The organism is Flavisolibacter nicotianae (assembly GCF_003628535.1).
Lineage (GTDB): Bacteria > Bacteroidota > Bacteroidia > Chitinophagales > Chitinophagaceae > Flavisolibacter > Flavisolibacter nicotianae.
In genome coordinates, this window is record NZ_RBCI01000006.1 from 66551 (window position 1) to 83258 (window position 16708).

Annotated in this window: 19 protein-coding genes; 4 read left to right on the plus strand and 15 right to left on the minus strand. The window is 43.7% G+C overall.

What is annotated here, in order from left to right; genetic code table 11:
- Positions 1-6: 6 nt before the first annotated feature.
- Positions 7-1038, minus strand: a complete 1032-nt coding sequence (locus tag D6024_RS16575) for a helix-turn-helix domain-containing protein (RefSeq protein WP_121355774.1) — start codon at positions 1036-1038, stop codon at positions 7-9.
- Positions 1039-2121: 1083 nt separating this feature from the next.
- Between D6024_RS16575 and D6024_RS16585 the strand changes: the two genes are divergently transcribed.
- From D6024_RS16585 to D6024_RS16600, 4 genes are all read left to right on the plus strand, one after another.
- Positions 2122-3165 (plus strand): SH3 domain-containing protein, encoded by a 1044-nt coding sequence (locus tag D6024_RS16585; RefSeq protein WP_121355776.1) that lies wholly within the window; start codon positions 2122-2124, stop codon positions 3163-3165.
- A gap of 7 nt (positions 3166-3172) precedes the next feature.
- The gene (locus D6024_RS16590; protein WP_121355777.1) at positions 3173-3418 is read left to right on the plus strand and encodes a hypothetical protein; all 246 of its coding nucleotides are present in this window, start codon (positions 3173-3175) and stop codon (positions 3416-3418) included.
- A 419-nt stretch (positions 3419-3837) separates the two neighbouring features.
- Complete coding sequence (locus D6024_RS16595; RefSeq protein ID WP_121355778.1) at positions 3838-4086, plus strand: hypothetical protein; 249 nt, start codon at positions 3838-3840, stop codon at positions 4084-4086.
- 105 nt (positions 4087-4191) lie between these two features.
- The gene (locus tag D6024_RS16600; RefSeq protein WP_121355779.1) at positions 4192-4767 is read left to right on the plus strand and encodes a D-sedoheptulose-7-phosphate isomerase; all 576 of its coding nucleotides are present in this window, start codon (positions 4192-4194) and stop codon (positions 4765-4767) included.
- 2 nt (positions 4768-4769) lie between these two features.
- On the opposite strand, the gene D6024_RS16605 is transcribed toward D6024_RS16600, so the two are convergent.
- The 14 genes from D6024_RS16605 to D6024_RS16675 all read right to left on the minus strand — a co-directional run bounded on the left by D6024_RS16605 (position 4770) and on the right by D6024_RS16675 (position 16703).
- On the minus strand, positions 4770-6452 hold the full coding sequence (locus tag D6024_RS16605; RefSeq protein WP_121355780.1) for a DUF262 domain-containing protein: 1683 nt from the start codon (positions 6450-6452) through the stop codon (positions 4770-4772).
- 56 nt (positions 6453-6508) lie between these two features.
- Complete coding sequence (locus D6024_RS16610; RefSeq protein ID WP_121355781.1) at positions 6509-6826, minus strand: ferritin family protein; 318 nt, start codon at positions 6824-6826, stop codon at positions 6509-6511.
- A 35-nt stretch (positions 6827-6861) separates the two neighbouring features.
- A complete protein-coding gene (locus tag D6024_RS16615; RefSeq protein ID WP_121355782.1) occupies positions 6862-7089 on the minus strand; it encodes a hypothetical protein in 228 nt (75 codons plus the stop codon).
- A 10-nt stretch (positions 7090-7099) separates the two neighbouring features.
- Positions 7100-8428: an Nramp family divalent metal transporter gene (locus tag D6024_RS16620; protein ID WP_121355783.1), complete on the minus strand. Its 1329-nt coding sequence runs from the start codon at positions 8426-8428 to the stop codon at positions 7100-7102.
- A 543-nt stretch (positions 8429-8971) separates the two neighbouring features.
- Positions 8972-9859 (minus strand): cation diffusion facilitator family transporter, encoded by an 888-nt coding sequence (locus D6024_RS16630; protein ID WP_121355785.1) that lies wholly within the window; start codon positions 9857-9859, stop codon positions 8972-8974.
- Between the two features lie 17 nt (positions 9860-9876).
- Positions 9877-10497 (minus strand): DUF305 domain-containing protein, encoded by a 621-nt coding sequence (locus tag D6024_RS16635; protein ID WP_121355786.1) that lies wholly within the window; start codon positions 10495-10497, stop codon positions 9877-9879.
- Between the two features lie 40 nt (positions 10498-10537).
- The gene (locus tag D6024_RS16640) at positions 10538-10783 is read right to left on the minus strand and encodes a hypothetical protein (RefSeq protein WP_121355787.1); all 246 of its coding nucleotides are present in this window, start codon (positions 10781-10783) and stop codon (positions 10538-10540) included.
- A gap of 7 nt (positions 10784-10790) precedes the next feature.
- Positions 10791-12794: a heavy metal translocating P-type ATPase gene (locus D6024_RS16645; RefSeq protein ID WP_121355788.1), complete on the minus strand. Its 2004-nt coding sequence runs from the start codon at positions 12792-12794 to the stop codon at positions 10791-10793.
- Positions 12795-12804: 10 nt separating this feature from the next.
- Positions 12805-13386, minus strand: coding sequence for a hypothetical protein (locus D6024_RS16650; RefSeq protein ID WP_162944820.1), 582 nt, complete (start codon positions 13384-13386; stop codon positions 12805-12807).
- Positions 13387-13436: 50 nt separating this feature from the next.
- Positions 13437-13886 (minus strand): hypothetical protein, encoded by a 450-nt coding sequence (locus D6024_RS16655; protein WP_121355790.1) that lies wholly within the window; start codon positions 13884-13886, stop codon positions 13437-13439.
- 58 nt (positions 13887-13944) lie between these two features.
- Positions 13945-14412, minus strand: coding sequence for an MgtC/SapB family protein (locus D6024_RS16660; protein WP_121355791.1), 468 nt, complete (start codon positions 14410-14412; stop codon positions 13945-13947).
- 199 nt (positions 14413-14611) lie between these two features.
- On the minus strand, positions 14612-14983 hold the full coding sequence (locus D6024_RS16665; protein WP_121355792.1) for a four-helix bundle copper-binding protein: 372 nt from the start codon (positions 14981-14983) through the stop codon (positions 14612-14614).
- A 50-nt stretch (positions 14984-15033) separates the two neighbouring features.
- The gene (locus D6024_RS16670) at positions 15034-15459 is read right to left on the minus strand and encodes a hypothetical protein (RefSeq protein ID WP_162944821.1); all 426 of its coding nucleotides are present in this window, start codon (positions 15457-15459) and stop codon (positions 15034-15036) included.
- Between the two features lie 56 nt (positions 15460-15515).
- Positions 15516-16703 (minus strand): efflux RND transporter periplasmic adaptor subunit, encoded by a 1188-nt coding sequence (locus D6024_RS16675; protein ID WP_162944822.1) that lies wholly within the window; start codon positions 16701-16703, stop codon positions 15516-15518.
- Positions 16704-16708 lie beyond the last annotated feature (5 nt).

Genomic DNA, 16708 nt, shown 5'->3' on the forward strand with positions numbered 1-16708 from the left:
TCACATTTATCCGTAATAGTCAAGGTAATCCTGAGGCGGTATGGCGAAGATGGCGGCCATCGCATGAATGTTTATCTCGTACTCAACGATGTAGCGGTTCACCAAATGCTTTAGAAGTGCCGGTTGTTCAATGGGCAAATCCAACTCCACGGGTTCACGCCGTCTAATTTTTTGTTCATTGAATTGTTGAATGAGGTAACGTTTTTGGTTCGCGGTCAGATAGCCCAAATCGTCTGCACGATAAAGCAGCGAAATCATGGACACTTTCCACTTTCGTTTGAGATCGGCAAGGATGGAAAGAGTGATGCCGTTTTCAAAATCCTTTCGCACATCGTCTTCCGGCATTAGGAAAGCAGCGGCAAAATGATTGGCCTCCCTCGAAATATCTCGCTCCGCATTCACCGGAAAGAAGGTGTGCATCAACAGTTGCCCAAGTTCATAGGCCAGCGTGTAGCGAAGCCTGTCTACAAGCAAATTTTTGTTGATGAAAATGATGGGGTATTTATCATCCGTCAACATACACCGGCTGTCCACTCGTTCGGTTCCAAAATCAAAAGCACTGATGACGATGCCTTTTGCTTCAAGTAACGCTACCAAATTTTCAATCGTTCCGTTTCCAACGTTCCAATCCTTCCTTACCAAATCCGCTATCTGCGCTGCTTTTCTTTCTTCGGTTACTTCATACAAAGGAAGTTTAGGAATGTCTTTGTCCAATGCTCCTACAATGAACTGCACGTGCCTTCTGATGATGTTCATTTTGGCCTCGATGGGATTAAGCAGTTTTGCTGGAACATGCTCACGTTTGCGGTAAGCCAGGTTCACCGGCATGAACATTCCTTGTTGGGTAAAGAATTGCGGAGGAAAAGAAGTAGCTGCCGAAATAGCGAGTAGTGTGCCCTGCTGAATAGGCGTCTCGCCCTTCTCTAATCGGGAAACGTTTGCCCGGTGAACATTGAGGCGTTCGGCAAGGTCTTGTTGCGTAAGCCCTCTTGCTTCACGGGCAAGCACAATCATGTTAGGGTTTACAACGGTTTGCATTTTTCAAGTGGTTGATTTTTAATTACTAACAAACTTAGCAATTTCATTTTGTAAATGCCAATAATTTAGTGCAGAGAGTTATTCACATTGGAGCTAAATACATTGAAAATGAACGTCTTATTATGCTAATAATGTTAGTAAATCATTTTCGGCGAAATATTGAAATCCTACGATGAAGATTTAGGGAATGATTGCGGAGCGATTGACCTGCCATCCCAAATGGTTTCGTTTTGTAGCGAAAGGTTTGGGGAATGATTGGGGAAGATTTCGGGACCTAATACTGTGCGCCTGAGCCGTATAATAAATCTGATAGCCTATGGACCTCTTAGATTCAAATCCTGCACGAAAGAACTGGCTTTTACGATTGTTCTATACACGCTTAAAGCAGGCGAAGGCTGATTTCTAAAAAGCAGGACAAGAACGATGACAAATGTCATAGCCAAAATCATAATCAGTAATATTTCTGTTATAGTCATCTCGCCCTCCAAGCGAATTATGCCAAGAATATTTATTTTGCGAGGCTTCTTTTCTGTTTGCATTGTATGTTTTTTAGATTATACCATCAACTGGCGTTTTTGTCAACCAAAAAGCCAAAGTATTTTACCCCATTTGAATTGAAAAGGACAAAAAACGGCGGAACTTGCTTGAGCTACGCCTTCAACTTCGTGTTACCGCCAGGGCAAACGCATCTAAATTGAATTTTGCCACAGGCGTATAAAAAAGGTAAAACACGTTTGTTTTTGGCTCTTCCTGTTCACACAGGCCGCCAAACTTTTTAGATGGTGGGTTGGAAGGGTCATATAAACCGTTACAGTTGTAATCGCTTTAAATCAATTCACAGTTTTATTAAATGAAACAGCTATTTTTCATCTCATCCTTGAATATTGTCTAAAATTTAGATGCGTTTGTCCTGGTGTTACCGCAATGTGGATAGCTGCTTTTGATTGAAAACATTTGCCAAGCTACTTTTGCTACCCCGTTCGGGAAAGGACACGATGGGATCATTGAAATTCAACACGTTAGTAATTTTTCAGTTTTCTGCCCCCAACACTTCTTGAGCGATTTAAAAAAGAAACACAACCTATGAATGAAGATTTACAGGATTTCTTCCGCAAGACCACTGCAATGCAAGCGGCTATTGCGCCGATGACCGCATGGCATAAAATGTTTTCCAGCCCTGCGACTGATTTGTTGCAGAAGAACAGGTATGCAACCACTACAATGGCTGATATTGTAGGGCAGATGTTTAAAAAACCTTCGTTTTTTGATGAGGAGGCAGTAATCAAAATGCATAGCCAGAGAAATATCTCCAGAATCATTTTGGACAATACCAAACTTTTAGATTCGGTTGGAATTATCGCCCGGAATCAGAAAAGCATCAGTTCCATGTTTTCAACAAGTGCTTTCTTGCAAAATCGACTCATCAAATCCCAAATAGCAACACCATCATTTGCCGCTGCTCTTAACCCAAGTCTTTTAGGCTATAATACTAAAGTTACAGCCTTGCAATCAGCACTGAAAGGGTTGGGTAGTCAAATGGCGGTAAAAGGCATTGCTTTGGCGGACGAAGACTTTTTTGAACGTTTTCAATCTACAACAAACGAAGCCTTAGCCATTACACAAGAACTTACACAAACAGAGTATGTTACTACTGAAAGCATTGCCAAATTGGAGGCTTTTATTGGTACATCACTTGAAAAATTAAGTGTTGAGGTAACACAACAAATAAAAGCCAGCGATAAGTCTCCAACTGCACTCCTTAATTTGTGGGTTGGCATCTTAGGTATTTTATTTACTATCTACACCATCATCCAGCCACTTTTAGTGAATGATAAACCTGAACAGAACGTTGTTGTCAAAAAAGAGGTTGAGGAGCTGAAACAGTTTGTAGGTGCCAAGTTTGAAGAAGCATTGAAAAGTTCTGCACCTGCGGCAGTGTTGCGGTTGGATTGCAACCTGCGCTACAACCCTTCACAAAAAGACAGTGGCTTTTTTAGGGTACGCGCCGGCCAAGAAGTTCACATACTGGACACAAAACACAAATGGGTTCGCATCACGATAATTGATACAGCCGACAATTTGCCGGTAATGGGTTGGGTGATGAGAAAATACCTTCTACGCAAATAATTAATTCATGATGAAGCATACCATACAAGTCAGGGTAAGGGGGATGAAAGAATCTATTGTTGAAATTAAACTTCATCCCGAAACTGAAAAGGACAAACAACTGATTGAAGGCGCAAAAAAAGCAGAACTGAATGAACACGACTACGAGTATTTCAACAATTTACTCGTAAGTATTTGTTTGAACAACAACTTTACGCCCATCGCGTCAGCGGGTGAAGAAGGAAATACATTCTTCTTTAGGGTGATGAGTTAGAATTATATATTTACGCTAATGCGGAACAGATTGCTAAGAGCGATTTGCCTCATCTTGTCATAGCTTTTTATAAGCAGTTAGTTTTGGTTGCGACCTCTGTTTTAACTAAGGTCTCGTTGTTTATAGTTTGCGGTTATGCTTATTGAAAGAGGCAGATGCGCAAAGCATGATATGGCGCCAAAACCAAAAAACGGTATGGCAGGGCTGGACAACTGACGAAGTGAAGAGCAATAGAATTTTGTTCGATAAGGACATTCAGGCCGGTGTTCGTAACATTTTTTGCAAGTTCGATGTAGCCAAGAACTAATTACGACAGCACAGAACCCTTTCAAACCCTCATTTGCGAGAGGATTTTTTATTGTTCCTACCGGTGGCTCTGGCATACTTTTTTTTACCTCTTTTTCTCAAACATTTCAATTATGGAAAATAGAAATCAAGACCAATCTCAAGGCACTGGAAATCAAGGCATGGGTAACGCAGCTGGTACGCAAGGCGGGCAAGAGCGGCATCAGCACTCCGAGCATCACCAGGAGCAGGAGCATCATCCACACAAAGAACACCATGCGGGTTTTGACCCTAACCAGATGGAGCAACACAGTGAGCCGGAACATCATGACCACCCTGAACACCATCAGGAAAAAGAGCACCACAAAGGCGGCAGCATGTAAAAAGCTAACGAGAAAAGCGATTAACCTGGCTATATGAACTGCCAGGTTTTTTTATGCGAATTTTGGCGTTTACAATGCGTTAGCCCCTATTCCTAAATTTTATTTATGAAGGAACAATTTAAAGAGCTTATTGCAGCGTCCATTGCGGTGAAAACAGCATTGCTATCCAATGAAGAATTGCTGGACACGCTGGAAAAAGTAGTGGACGTGATTGTGACCGCTTATCAAGCAGAAAAGAGACTGTTTTTCTGCGGCAATGGCGGTAGCGCTGCCGATGCACAACACTTGGCGGCCGAATTTACGGGGCGGTTTTACAAAGACCGGCTTTCACTACCTGCTGAAGCCTTGCACTGCAATACTTCATATTTAACGGCGGTAGGTAATGATTATAGCTTTGACGACATCTATGCCCGAATGATTAAAGGCACAGCCCGAATAGGGGATGTGTTAATTGGTTTTTCCACTTCTGGCAATTCAACCAACATTGTAAAGGCATTTGAAGCGGCAAAAGAAAAAGGCGTGGTTACTATTGGCTTTACGGGCGCAAGTGGTGGAGCAATGAAAAAAGTAACTGATTATCTGTTAAACGTGCCTTCGGCAGATACGCCCCGGATACAAGAGTGCCACATTTTGTTAGGGCATTTGATGTGCCAATTTGTGGAAGAAAGATTTTTTGGATAAGTTCAATTGAGCTTGAAACGATCAATGCAAAAGTCAATAATGTTCTTGCGCCTTCTATCAACATTCTCTTTACAGTAATTACCCTGTTGGATTTCCCCTGCAAGATTTCTCGTTTCTGCCACGATTGAATTTAGATAGCCGCCAACCTTATTTATTGGCGGCAAGTTTCCAAGTCCGGCATTCAAGCCCTGTTCTAAAAGTCCAAGATTTCCAAGTCTATTTTTTTCATAGTCGTAATCCTCTGCAAAGCCATAGCTCGTTGGGTCAAAATTTGGGTCTTTACTGAATATGTGCTCAACCTGAAAGTTCTTGTATGCGGGGATAGTAAAACTGCCTTGGCTATATTCCGATAAAATATATTTTACGGCTCCATTTCCATGAAGCGCTCCATCCAGATACGTCCCCAAGACATGATTGTTTACGAACTTTTCACTGAAATTGATAAGATAGGTTTTGATCTCATCCGCAGGCGGCTCCTTTTCAGCAACATAAGAACTTAACCAATAAACGTCAGCAATCGGGTTTGTTCCTCGCAATTTGTAAACCCGGACTTCAATCGCTTCTAACAAGGGAAGTAAATCATTCAACTTGTTTTGAATGTACAATCTTACAAGCAAGGGGTATAATGTGGCGCTAAATTCAAGGAACCTGAAGGGTTTTTCATAAATGGTTCTCGTTTCTACTTCCTTTACAAGATTAGCATAACCCACTGCGAAACCTTCAAAGTCATTGATGTATTCTCTTATGAATTGCTCCAGCAATTCTGGATTGTCTTTAAGTTCTTCACACCTGATTTTCAAATTGTCAAATACGGTTTCTGCCCCGTCCCTATTATTCCATGTTTTTGGAAAAAGTTTTCTTGCTGAATAATAGTGCTGGGTAAATATTGTGTTCTCCTCAATGCGACCTAATATCCCAAGTTTATCTTTCCAAACGAGTAAGTCGTCGTAAGCGTCAAAGATTTTTTCAAAGCAATTGTTGATAGTTTCGTTTAACGTCTCCCGTAAATGAAGGGTTGAATAAAGCATGAGAATACTCTTCGTTTTGTCCAATATTCTTAATGGCAATCCCCTGTCGTTGATGATGGAAAACATCTTGACCGCCTGTGCTTGATTTTCAACATTGAAAACCAAAACTTCCATCTTGTCACGGATGAATTTTATTCTCTGCTCTATTTCCTGCTCTGAAAGCGGGTTAGCAAAAGCAGAAAACAATTGGAAAGCGGAATACATGAATTTTTGGCTTCTTTTATTAAGGCTATCAATATTTATGGCATCAAAATCAAAAAGAAGCGTGTTCAGAAAATCACCATCAGCGCCAAGTGGTGTGAGCTTAAGATTTTCCCTTGAACCGATAAAGGCGTTCATTAGACTTTCTCTTACAGCTTGCTTTTTCAACTTATCTATTAGAACTTTTAAAAGAATGAAGAGCGTTGTTATTCTTTGTTGACCGTCAATGATTTCATAAACGGTATCCGTCGTTAAGCCAACAGCCTCGTTCTCCTTAAATGAAAGTGTGCCAAGAAAGTGGTTCATTTTGTCTTTAATGCTCTCATCTATATCCTGCCACAAATCTTTACGCTCTGTGTCTGTCCAACTATACTTACGTTGGTAGGTAGGGATGATAAATCTATTTCCGTTGAATATTGAACCAATTTTTTCCGTTTGGCTTTTGGTAATTGACATGCTGCTTTGATTTTTTTAAAAAAAATGGACGGGTAATAAAGAGTTGCAGTGCAATGTCACTTCTCTACCTTTTCCTCCCCCTTCTTCGCATTCTCAATGATGTCTCCCTTTGTAAAAAGCACCGCTTTTAAAATCGTCCGCCACTCCGGTTTTTTGCGCAGCAAAAATTCCAGGTCCATCCCAAAATGTTTCATTTCTTCCTGTTGGGCATTTTGCATAATGGCCTTGGCTTCTTTATCGGTTTCAACGGAGATGCGCTGCTCGTACCAGCCGATGGCCTCGGCTTCTTCAATTACCGAAGTAATCATGCGGGCAAAGGTTCTGGTCTCTTTTGAAAGTTCTTCGGGCGGCTCATGATACTGATGAAATCCCATAAATTGTTGGTTTAAAGTGAACAAAGTGTTTTTGTTTATCGGGCAGGTTTTGTTTTGATAAAAGCTTCCGTTAACGCCTCTTCAATCTTTCTTGGCAAGCCGTGGGCCTGGGTAAAATGTAGCGAAAGCAAGTGGCCGTTTTCATCTCGGTGAAAGTCGTAATAATCAGAAAGATTTTTGCTTTTCAGAAAGGCGTCAAATTCAATTTGTATCGCCTTTACCCGCTCATTAAAAGCCGCTATCCATTGCTCATCGTCGTTCATAAAAATCAATTTAACTGAATTGAAAATAAATCAACGCTACTGCCGCTGCCGACATTAACACCAAGGTAACAATCCCAAGCACATTGGAAAGAGCGCCGTTTTTGTATTCGCCCATGATTTTTTTGTTGTTGCCAATGTGCAGCACAATGGCGATGATAACCGGCGATGTGATGCCGTACAAAATAGCGGTGTACACCAATGCCTGTATCGGGCTTAAACCAATATAGTTGAGCAAAAGACCAACTCCCAGCGAAACAATGATGACAAGGTAGAAGGCTTTTGCCTGTCCAAACTTTTTATCCAGATTTCCCTTCCAGCCAAAGGTTTCCGAAACGATGTAGGACAGTGAGCCGCTCAACACCGGGATGGCTAAAAAGCCGGTGCCGATTACACCAAGCGCAAAAAGCAAGTATGAGGCTTTGCCGGCAACCGGCTCTAAAGCTTTCGCCGCTTGTTCAACCGTTTCAATATCATTTGTGCCTTTGCCAAAGAGGGCCGTGCCGGTAGCCAGAATAATAAAGAACATCACCATGTTGGAGAGCAACATCCCAAAGTTTACGTCCATCTGCATCTTTTGTATGAGCAGGCGAAAGAAGTTTCGTTCTCTTCTTTTCACCACTTTTTTGTCTTCTGCATCACGCACCAATTTGCGGCGGGCCAGCACCAATTGCTTGGCGCCCTTAACATCCTCGGCTTCCATTGTTACCTGCCAAAAAAATAGATAAGGTGAAATGGTAGTACCCAGGATGGCGACAAGTACGCCAAAAAAATCTTTGTCAAACCGAATGTGCGGGATAAAGGTGGCCTTGGCTACTTGTGCCCAATCCGGATGCGTGAAAAAAGGAACGGCTATGTATAAAAAGAGCGATAAGCATAGGTACTTTAATATTGCCACAATTCTGCTGTACGGCAAATAAATAATCAAAACCAGAAGCAAGGCAGTAAACACCAGGCTGAATATGGTTGGGGAAATGGAAGGAAAGAGCAAATTAGCCACTGCACCCATCCCTGATATATCGGCCCCAATATTTAAAATGATGGCCGGGATAGAGAAAGCCATCATCGTGTAAAGCAGCACTTTTGAATAATGCTTCTTCAGCGTTGTTGTCAGCCCAACGGATGTTACCAAACCAATCCGTGCACACATTTCCTGAATGGCCGCCATCAGCGGAAAGGTGATGAGCGATGTCCACAACGTACCCATTCCAAACTTGGCCCCAGCTTGTGAGTAGGTGGCAATGCCCGAAGGGTCATCGTCACTGGCGCCTGTAATCAATCCCGGCCCTAAAATCTTGAATACCTTCCTAATTTTTGCTGAAAAGCCCGTTGTGTTGTTCATATTTTTTCCTACGTTTTTTTCTTTTATAGAGCCATACCAAAATATAGACGGCTACGAGGGTAAGGGTTGTGGTATGGACAACACCGGGGAAGGCCCGTCCATAAAAATATTTATCGAAAACAGACGAAACCGTAACCAAAATTGAAAAGATGATTGCGGATAGTATCAAACCGAAAAAAAATTTCATTTCAGAAGTTAACCAGGTAATATCAAAACACTCAAAGGTATTTGTGTGCACCATGCAACCCATTTGCATTCCTACTGTGTTTATCGCCAATTTCGTTGATGCCAAAATCTTGCTTTTTTAATTCTTACTAAAACGCTTTTGCTGTTGGTCAGATAGCTTCTTTCTAAGATTTTTTCTGTATTTGAGAACAAGCAGCAAGTAAGCGATAAGTGCAAATGGGGTAAGAACCAGGATTACGGTAAATATCATGTTGGTGACGTGTGGATTGAACAGCCGGTATAAGTCAATGACGGCACATGCAGCCAGCAACATCATCAAAATCCTATACACTATTCGTATGTTCTGCATGGACAGCCTCATATTGCTATTTCATCTTCCTGAAAGCCGAGTTCTTCAATTTGGACGGTGGTATGCGCTATTTTGAAATTGACTTTTATTAACTCCTGTATTTTTTCAAGAATGGACTTTGGAGAAATCCCTTGACTAATGGCAACGTGGGCACTCATGGCATTCATACCGGATGTCAAGGCCCATACGTGTAGGTCATGAACATCTTTCACGCCGTCAATCTTCTTGATGGCATCTTGCAGGTCGGCTACGTTTACATCGCTGGGTGTGCCTTCCAACAATACGCCTACAGCATCTTTTAGCAAAATCCAAGTACGGGGCAAGATGAACAGGCCAATACCGGCGGAGAGTAAGGGATCTGCATAATACCAGCCGGTCGTGAGCATAATGATGCCCGCAATGATAACGCCGATGGACGTAAGCATGTCGGACAACACTTCAAAATATGCCCCTTTCATGTTGAGGCTTTCTTTTGAGCCTTTGCGTAAAATCATCATCCCCACAACATTCACAACCAGTCCAACGGCGGCTACCACCAGCATGATTTTGCTTGACACTTCAGGCGGATTTTTAAACCGTTGATAGGCTTCATACAAAATGTAAAACGAGATGCCGATAAGCACCACAGCGTTTGTGAGTGCGGCCAATATCTCGGCCCGGTAATACCCGTAGGTTTTTTGCGGCGATGCCTTGCGCTGCGTTAGGGTAATGGCAAATAAGGACAAAGCCAGCCCGCCCACATCGGTGAGCATGTGGCCTGCATCGGCCAGTAACGCAAGGCTTTTAGTGAGAATGCCGCCGATAACTTCAGCCACCAGATAGCTGCCCGTTAAAAGCAATACGGTAATAAGCTTTTTTTTGTTTCGATAGCCCGCAGAGGCGTGATTTCCTGACATAGAAAGGGGTTAGTGTTTTAGTTTTTTGATAGCCACGATTGAAACCATTTTAATTCCTCCGCTTGCTTCGGCAGCATATTCCTTGCTTCTATCTTCATGGTTTGGTGCGAGCCGTAATCCAATTCGGCCCGCAACATTTGAAGACCTGCTTTGTGATGAATAATTATCAGCAAAGCAAACAAATGGTCAACTCCGGTTTCGCCGAACTCATTGTTCACCGCCATTTGGTTCAACGCACTTTTCATGGTCTGTTGAAACTTTTCGACAGTTGAGGATTTTCCGGCAGGTTCATCTTTTAAAAAATTAGATAGCATCAGTAGCTCTTGCTTCAAATCGGTGATAGTCGCTTGAGAAAATGATTTCAATTCCTTTTGCTTCCCATGAGCAACTTGAAGCCTTGCCATGTCAATAGCGCCATCGTAATACTCCCTCATCAAAGAAGCAAAATCCCTGTCATTGTTTCCCGAAAACGGGATTGACTTCATCCGTTTCATCATGTCGTTCATTGTTTGCGGCAGGGTTAGATGAAAGCTTTTTGTATCCGTTGCGTTATGGGTACTTTCTTCAAAGGTTGCCTTGTTCTTGTTTTTGCAAGAAAAAGTGATTAGCAAAATGAGGAGGAAAACCAACCGGCTCATACTTATTGTTTGTTTGAATACGGTATAAGGCCAACACACTTCATTCAATTAGCTTAAACCGCGGCTTTGACCTCAAAAGTGCTACCGTGATGGCGTCAATGATTTCTGTGGGCAGTTCCTGCCTGTTTAAAATCTCAATGCTGATGTAGCCAATATCGTCGTGTATTTTGATATGATAATAGGCCTTCAACGGCTTGCGTTTGAAAAACGATTTGAACTCCAACTCCACCAATGCAATTTCTTCATTGAATTTTTTAGTCCACTGCTGAATGCGCTGCTCTTTCATGCAATGCTTAGACTTTTATTTTTTGAATTCGCACTGCATTCAAAATGGCAAGCAAGGCCACACCCACATCGGCAATCACGGCTTCCCACAACGTGGCAATACCTCCGGCGCCTAACACAAGCACAATAACCTTTACTGCCATTGCCAGGATGATGTTTTGCCAAACAATGCTGCGGGTAATTTTTCCGATTTTAATGGCAGAAACAATTTTTGAAGGTTGGTCGTTTTGTATCACTACATCGGCGGTTTCAATAGTAGCATCGCTGCCTAAGCCGCCCATTGCAATGCCTGCATCGGCCAGTGCCACGACCGGTGCATCGTTCACGCCGTCGCCAACAAAAGCGATGTGCCGTCCGGCATTTTTCAAGCTTTGAACTTTCTCTACCTTGCCTTCCGGCAGCAGGTCGCCAAAGGCTTCATCAATACCGATTTGTTTGGCCACATTGTCTACTACCGTTTGTTTATCACCCGATAGCATAACGGTTTTGATGTTTAAAGCTTTCATGGCTTTTACAGCGGATGCAGCGTCTTCTTTTATTTCATCGGCGATAGTAATGTAACCGGCAAACTTTTTATCAATGGCCGTTATTACTATTGTATCTACAATGCTCTCCGTTTCTGCCGGATAATCAATGCCGAATTTTTTCATCAGCTTTAGATTACCTACTAATATTTCTTTACCATCCACAATGCCTTTTAACCCATGCCCCGCAACTTCCTCTACGTTCGTTGCCGCTGTGCTGCCAATCGCATCACCAGCATACTTCACTACCGCTTGCCCAACCGGGTGGGTGGAGTTTTTTTCCAGCGCAGCCGTAATGCGTACCAATTCCATTTCATCAAGCCCGTTAGCCACCACTTTTTGTACATTGAAAACCCCTTTGGTAAGGGTGCCGGTTTTATCCATCACCACGGCGTTAATCTTCGTCATCACATCCAGAAAGTTGCCGCCCTTGAACAAAATGCCGTTGCGCGAAGCAAGGCCAATGCCGCCGAAATAACCAAGCGGAATGGATACAACTAAGGCGCAAGGGCAACTGATAACTAAAAAGACCAAGGACCGGTAAAACCAGGTGTAAAAACTATAATCTTCAACAATAAAATAAGGCACTACAACTAAGGCCAGGGAAAGAAAGAAAACAATAGGCGTATAAACTTTTGAAAAGCGGGAAATAAATAACTGCGTTTGCGATTTGCGTGCCGTTGCATCCTGCACCATCTCCAGTATGCGGCTTAACTTACTGTCTTTAAACAGTGCGTTCACCTTCACTTCGGCAACGGTGTTCAGGTTGACCATCCCGGCATACACAGGTTCGCCTTTGTATTTTGTGTCGGGCTTACTCTCGCCGGTGAGGGCAGCGGTGTTGAACGAGGCGCTTTCGGAAAGAAGCTCGCCATCCAGTGCTACTTTTTCACCGGGCTTCATTTGAATGCTTTCGCCTAACTGAACTTCCGATGGATGCACATCTTGCGTGGCTCCGTTACGCACCACCGTTACCTCTTCGGGTCGTATATCGAGCAAGGCTTTGATGCTGGCTTTGGCTCTAGTAACCGCTGCATCCTGAAACCATTCGCCAATGGCATAGAACACCATTACAGCAACGCCTTCAGTATAACTACCGATGGCGAAGGCGCCGATGGTTGCCACGCTCATTAAAACAAACTCATTGAAAAAATCGCCCCGTTTGCTTTTGCGAAAGGCGAGGCGCAATACGTTCCAACCTGCCAATAGATAGGCCACTGCATTTACCGCAAAGGCAATGGATTTAGGCAGCACAATTTTGAAACCGTATTCCAGTACCAATAGCAAGGCGAGAATGGCAAGGGCAATCAACAAATTCAAATGTGCCTTCCATCCAGATTGCTCCCCGTCGCCGCCGTGGTCGTGGTCGTGCCCGTCGTCGTGGCTGTGCCCTTCTTCTTCATCATGGTTATGGTCATGCCCTTTGTGTTCATCCTTTGTTTTCATCTGCACAACAGGGGCTTCGTCATGATTGTGTTCTGCGCTCATAAAACTCTATTTAATGAATAAAAAAACTTAGTATTCCTACGCCAATTAATATGCCTCCGGTCAGGCGTTTTTCGTGGTGCTCAAAAAAATGCGTGTCCAATAGCTTGATACCTTGAAAAGCAAATACCACCAAGGCCATGATGCTGAATACACTGACGATAGCATAGGCAAAGGCCATTGCAAAAACGTGGTCCATGCCATAAGCGCCGGCCGACAAAAACAAACTTTCCACTTCCAGGCACGGTGATAAAAACATCATGGCTACAAAAATCAAAACCCATCTACGCTTTGATTGTTTATAAGCTGCTACGTCCTGCTGCATTGAATGGTGATGGTGCGGCAGGTTGATGGTGAAATAAATAAGCCCGAACACGATGAGCAAAACCGGCGCAATAATGTGTACATAATCATCGTAACGATGCGCCAACGTTTGCCCCACATTGCCCAATACAATTCCTAACAACACCGTTCCAGACACATGCGCCATTGCGGAGACAAACGCAATCTTTGTCACTTCTTTTTTTGACCAGCGTTCCGCCTTCGCCACGGCAACCAACGGCAGCCAATGGTTTGGTATCAGCGCATGTACCAAGCCCAATAGCAAGGTGCCCAGAAGTATCTGTATCATTTACTGCCTTTCATTTAAAACATACTTTTTACTATGCCGTGTTCTTTCCACAACAACACTAATTTTTCGGGTGGTAAAACTTTCAAAAGTTTTGGCCTTTCAAGCAAGACCACGTTGCTGTTAAAATCTTCGCTGAAATAATAAACCGGATGCGGCGCATACGATTTGTAAAAAACAATCACCCCGCTGTCCACGATTTCAAAAATTTCCCCATCGTATAACCGCAGTTTTTTACCATCTTTTTCAAATCCCCATATTGCTCTCTCACCAAACACGGCCTCGCAGCCATCCATATAATTTACCCGAATGGTTTTGCCGAGCCGTCCCCAGGGTATTTTAATCTTGGCAATGCCGTGGCCTTCTTCACCAACGTTTGCGACGTCGGAAGAAGAATAAAAAATTTTGTTTTGTGCATATCCGCTACAACAAACAAAAAGGCAACAAAGGCAAAGCAAGGTTTTCATTCAGCTTACTTATTTATGATTGATTGTTTTCATCCATTTTGAATTTTTTCCGGCGTAACTAATCGCCGGTTTTATCAACGCCATACTTGCTTGTCATTTTTTTCTTCCACCGCATGTACCATTTTTGGTGGTGCAACGACAACAAAAAATAAAGCGACGCAGAACCTACCACCGCTATAATGTACATATCTAACCCTACTGCCACACCCACAGCGGAAGTACACCAGACCGTTGCAGCCGTCGTTAGCCCATGAGATGACCCGGAATGCCCATTGCGATAAATTATTCCGGCTCCCAAAAAACCAATGCCGGTAACGATGTTGGCTATTACTCTTGATGCGGCGGCAACATCGTTTACCAAATGGGCGGCAATGGCAGTAAATAACGCCGAACCGATACAAACTGCCGCATACGTTCTTATGCCTGCATCCATCCCGTGCCGCTCCCTGTCCAGACCAATGACACCACCCAACAGAAATGCGATGATGGTTTTAATAACAATGGTCAATTCGGTACTTACATCCATTTTTCAACTTTAATTGGCGGGTGTAAACCCTGCACAACCATTACCTGGCAGATGTAAGGCGGCAGGGTTTCACCCTAAATTCATAAAGTGGCGGATTAAGTTCTTAGTTGTAGAAGAGGGGACTTAAGTGCTTTCCGCATTCGTACTGCAAACAATAGCTCTCATTTTCGGCGCTATCAATCGCAACACGCTTGACCACCTACTTCATCTGTTGCTGGCCGTGATGTTCGTGGCAAGCCTGTTCGCACCTTCTACATGCTTCGGCGCAACGCTTGCAATGGTCGTGCTCGTGCATACCGCATTCTTCGGCGCATTCGCGGCAGGCTTCCTCGCAAATCACGAGGAACTTGTGCGAAATTTCGCTGTCCCGTAGCAAGAGCTTTGCACCGAGAAAGCAGATTTCCGCACAGTCTCTGTCCAGTTCAATGCAGTGGGCCATTGGCGTTACGTCTTTTTCATCGAGGCAGGCGGTAGCGCATTCTTCGCAAGCTCTTGCGCAATCCAATAGGGTTTGGATGAGGGCTTCGTGTTTGTGGCCTGAATGGTGATGGCCGGGTTGCTGCTGTTCCATTTTAATTGATTTTAAGAGTGATTAAATGAGAGACCCTGTTTTAACTGAACTTAATGATGCCGTCCGTGATGGCCGTAGCTGCGAAATCCGATATCCACATGATGCCCCAAATCAATGTGCGGGATGACGATGGGAAAAGGATTGTAATACCGGTACTGGCGCACAGGCTGTTCAATTATGACCGTTTGCGGCGTAGTTTGCGGAACCACTACCACGTTGTTTGCTGGCTGGTTTGATACCGTTGCGCCGAATACGTCCTTTGTGCCATTGGCGTATTGAACTTGTGCCACATTGGTTTTGCCGGTTACATATTCCGGCCCCGTTAAGTTCGTAGCCTTGTAATATTTTATTTCGTTGATGCCTACTTCTGAAACCTTGCCGTTGATGATTTCCCCTGTTTTTAAGGTAATGACATCTTGCGCTTTCATTGCTGATACGAAACCAACCAGCACCAACAAGCAGATAAACTGTTTCATGACGTTAGATTTTATATTAAAAAATACATGGTTCATTTCCTTTCATTGCTGTTTTTTTATCCTTCCTCTTCTTCTGCATTATTCATCTTGGAAAGCAGGTCATAAGCACCCTTGATAACCACTTTGCTTTTCATGTCAAAGTCGTCGGGTAAGGTAACGGCGGTGAAACCGTTTTCTGTAACCGTTACCCCTACTTCTACCCGGCGAAACGAATAGTGTTTTTCACCCCCTTCCTTTATTTTACCTGTGCTGTCGGTTTCCGGCTTGCCTTCTTCCTGAACGAAAATGTAGTTCTTACCACCTGACTGTACTACGGCAGCTTGCGGCAATGCCGGTACAGACGCAGCACCTACTTCCATAATGGCGTTGATGAACATGCCAGGCAGCAGTGTAGCCACAGGGTTCGTAATTTTTCCGTGTACTTCCACGGTGCGGTCGGCATCAATATCTTTCCCGATTAGAAATACTTGGGCAGTGCGTTCAATGCTGTCGCCGGTGGCCCGGAAACGGATGGTTTGTCCCATCTTCACGTGCGGCAAATCTTTTTCAAACACCTTTACCCGCACCAAAATATTGCTGGTGTTTGCCATGTCCGCCAGAAGTTCGTTAGCGCCGATGTATTTGCCCACGTTTGAATAAACATGCGTGATGTAGCCGTTGCTTGGTGCGACGATGGAAATGCGTGAGGTAAAATTCCCGGCTCTTACTTTGGCTGGGTTGATGTTGGCAATGCGTAATCTTGACCGCAAACCTTCCACCCTTGCCACCATGCTATTGTATTCACTGCTCGCCTTTTGCAATGACTTGCGGGCCGCAATGTTTTCCCGTACCAGTTCTTCCTGCCTTGTTAAGTCCTGGCGCAGAAATGAAAGCTGGCTGCTGCTTTCCAGAAAGTCCTGTTGCAGTTGCACAAATTCAGGGTTTTCAATAGTGGCTAACACTTCTCCCTGACGAACAAACTTTCCCTCGATAACAGTGGTGCTGCGAATGGTGCCACCGTAAGGTGAGGCCACGCTTATTAAATCCTTCGGCGGAACGTCAATGGTGCCGGATGCTTTTATGTAGTTACTCAAGTTGGTGGGTGTTACGCTTCCCAATTGCACACCTACCGTAGTGTATTGTTCATGGGTAAATTCAACCAGGTTCGGGTCGTGCTCTTTTGCTACCGGCGGCTTTTCTTCTTTGGTTTTTGAGGAGCAGGCAGCGAGAAAAAAGGCGGCAAAAACAATTATTTTATATGACATCTTAT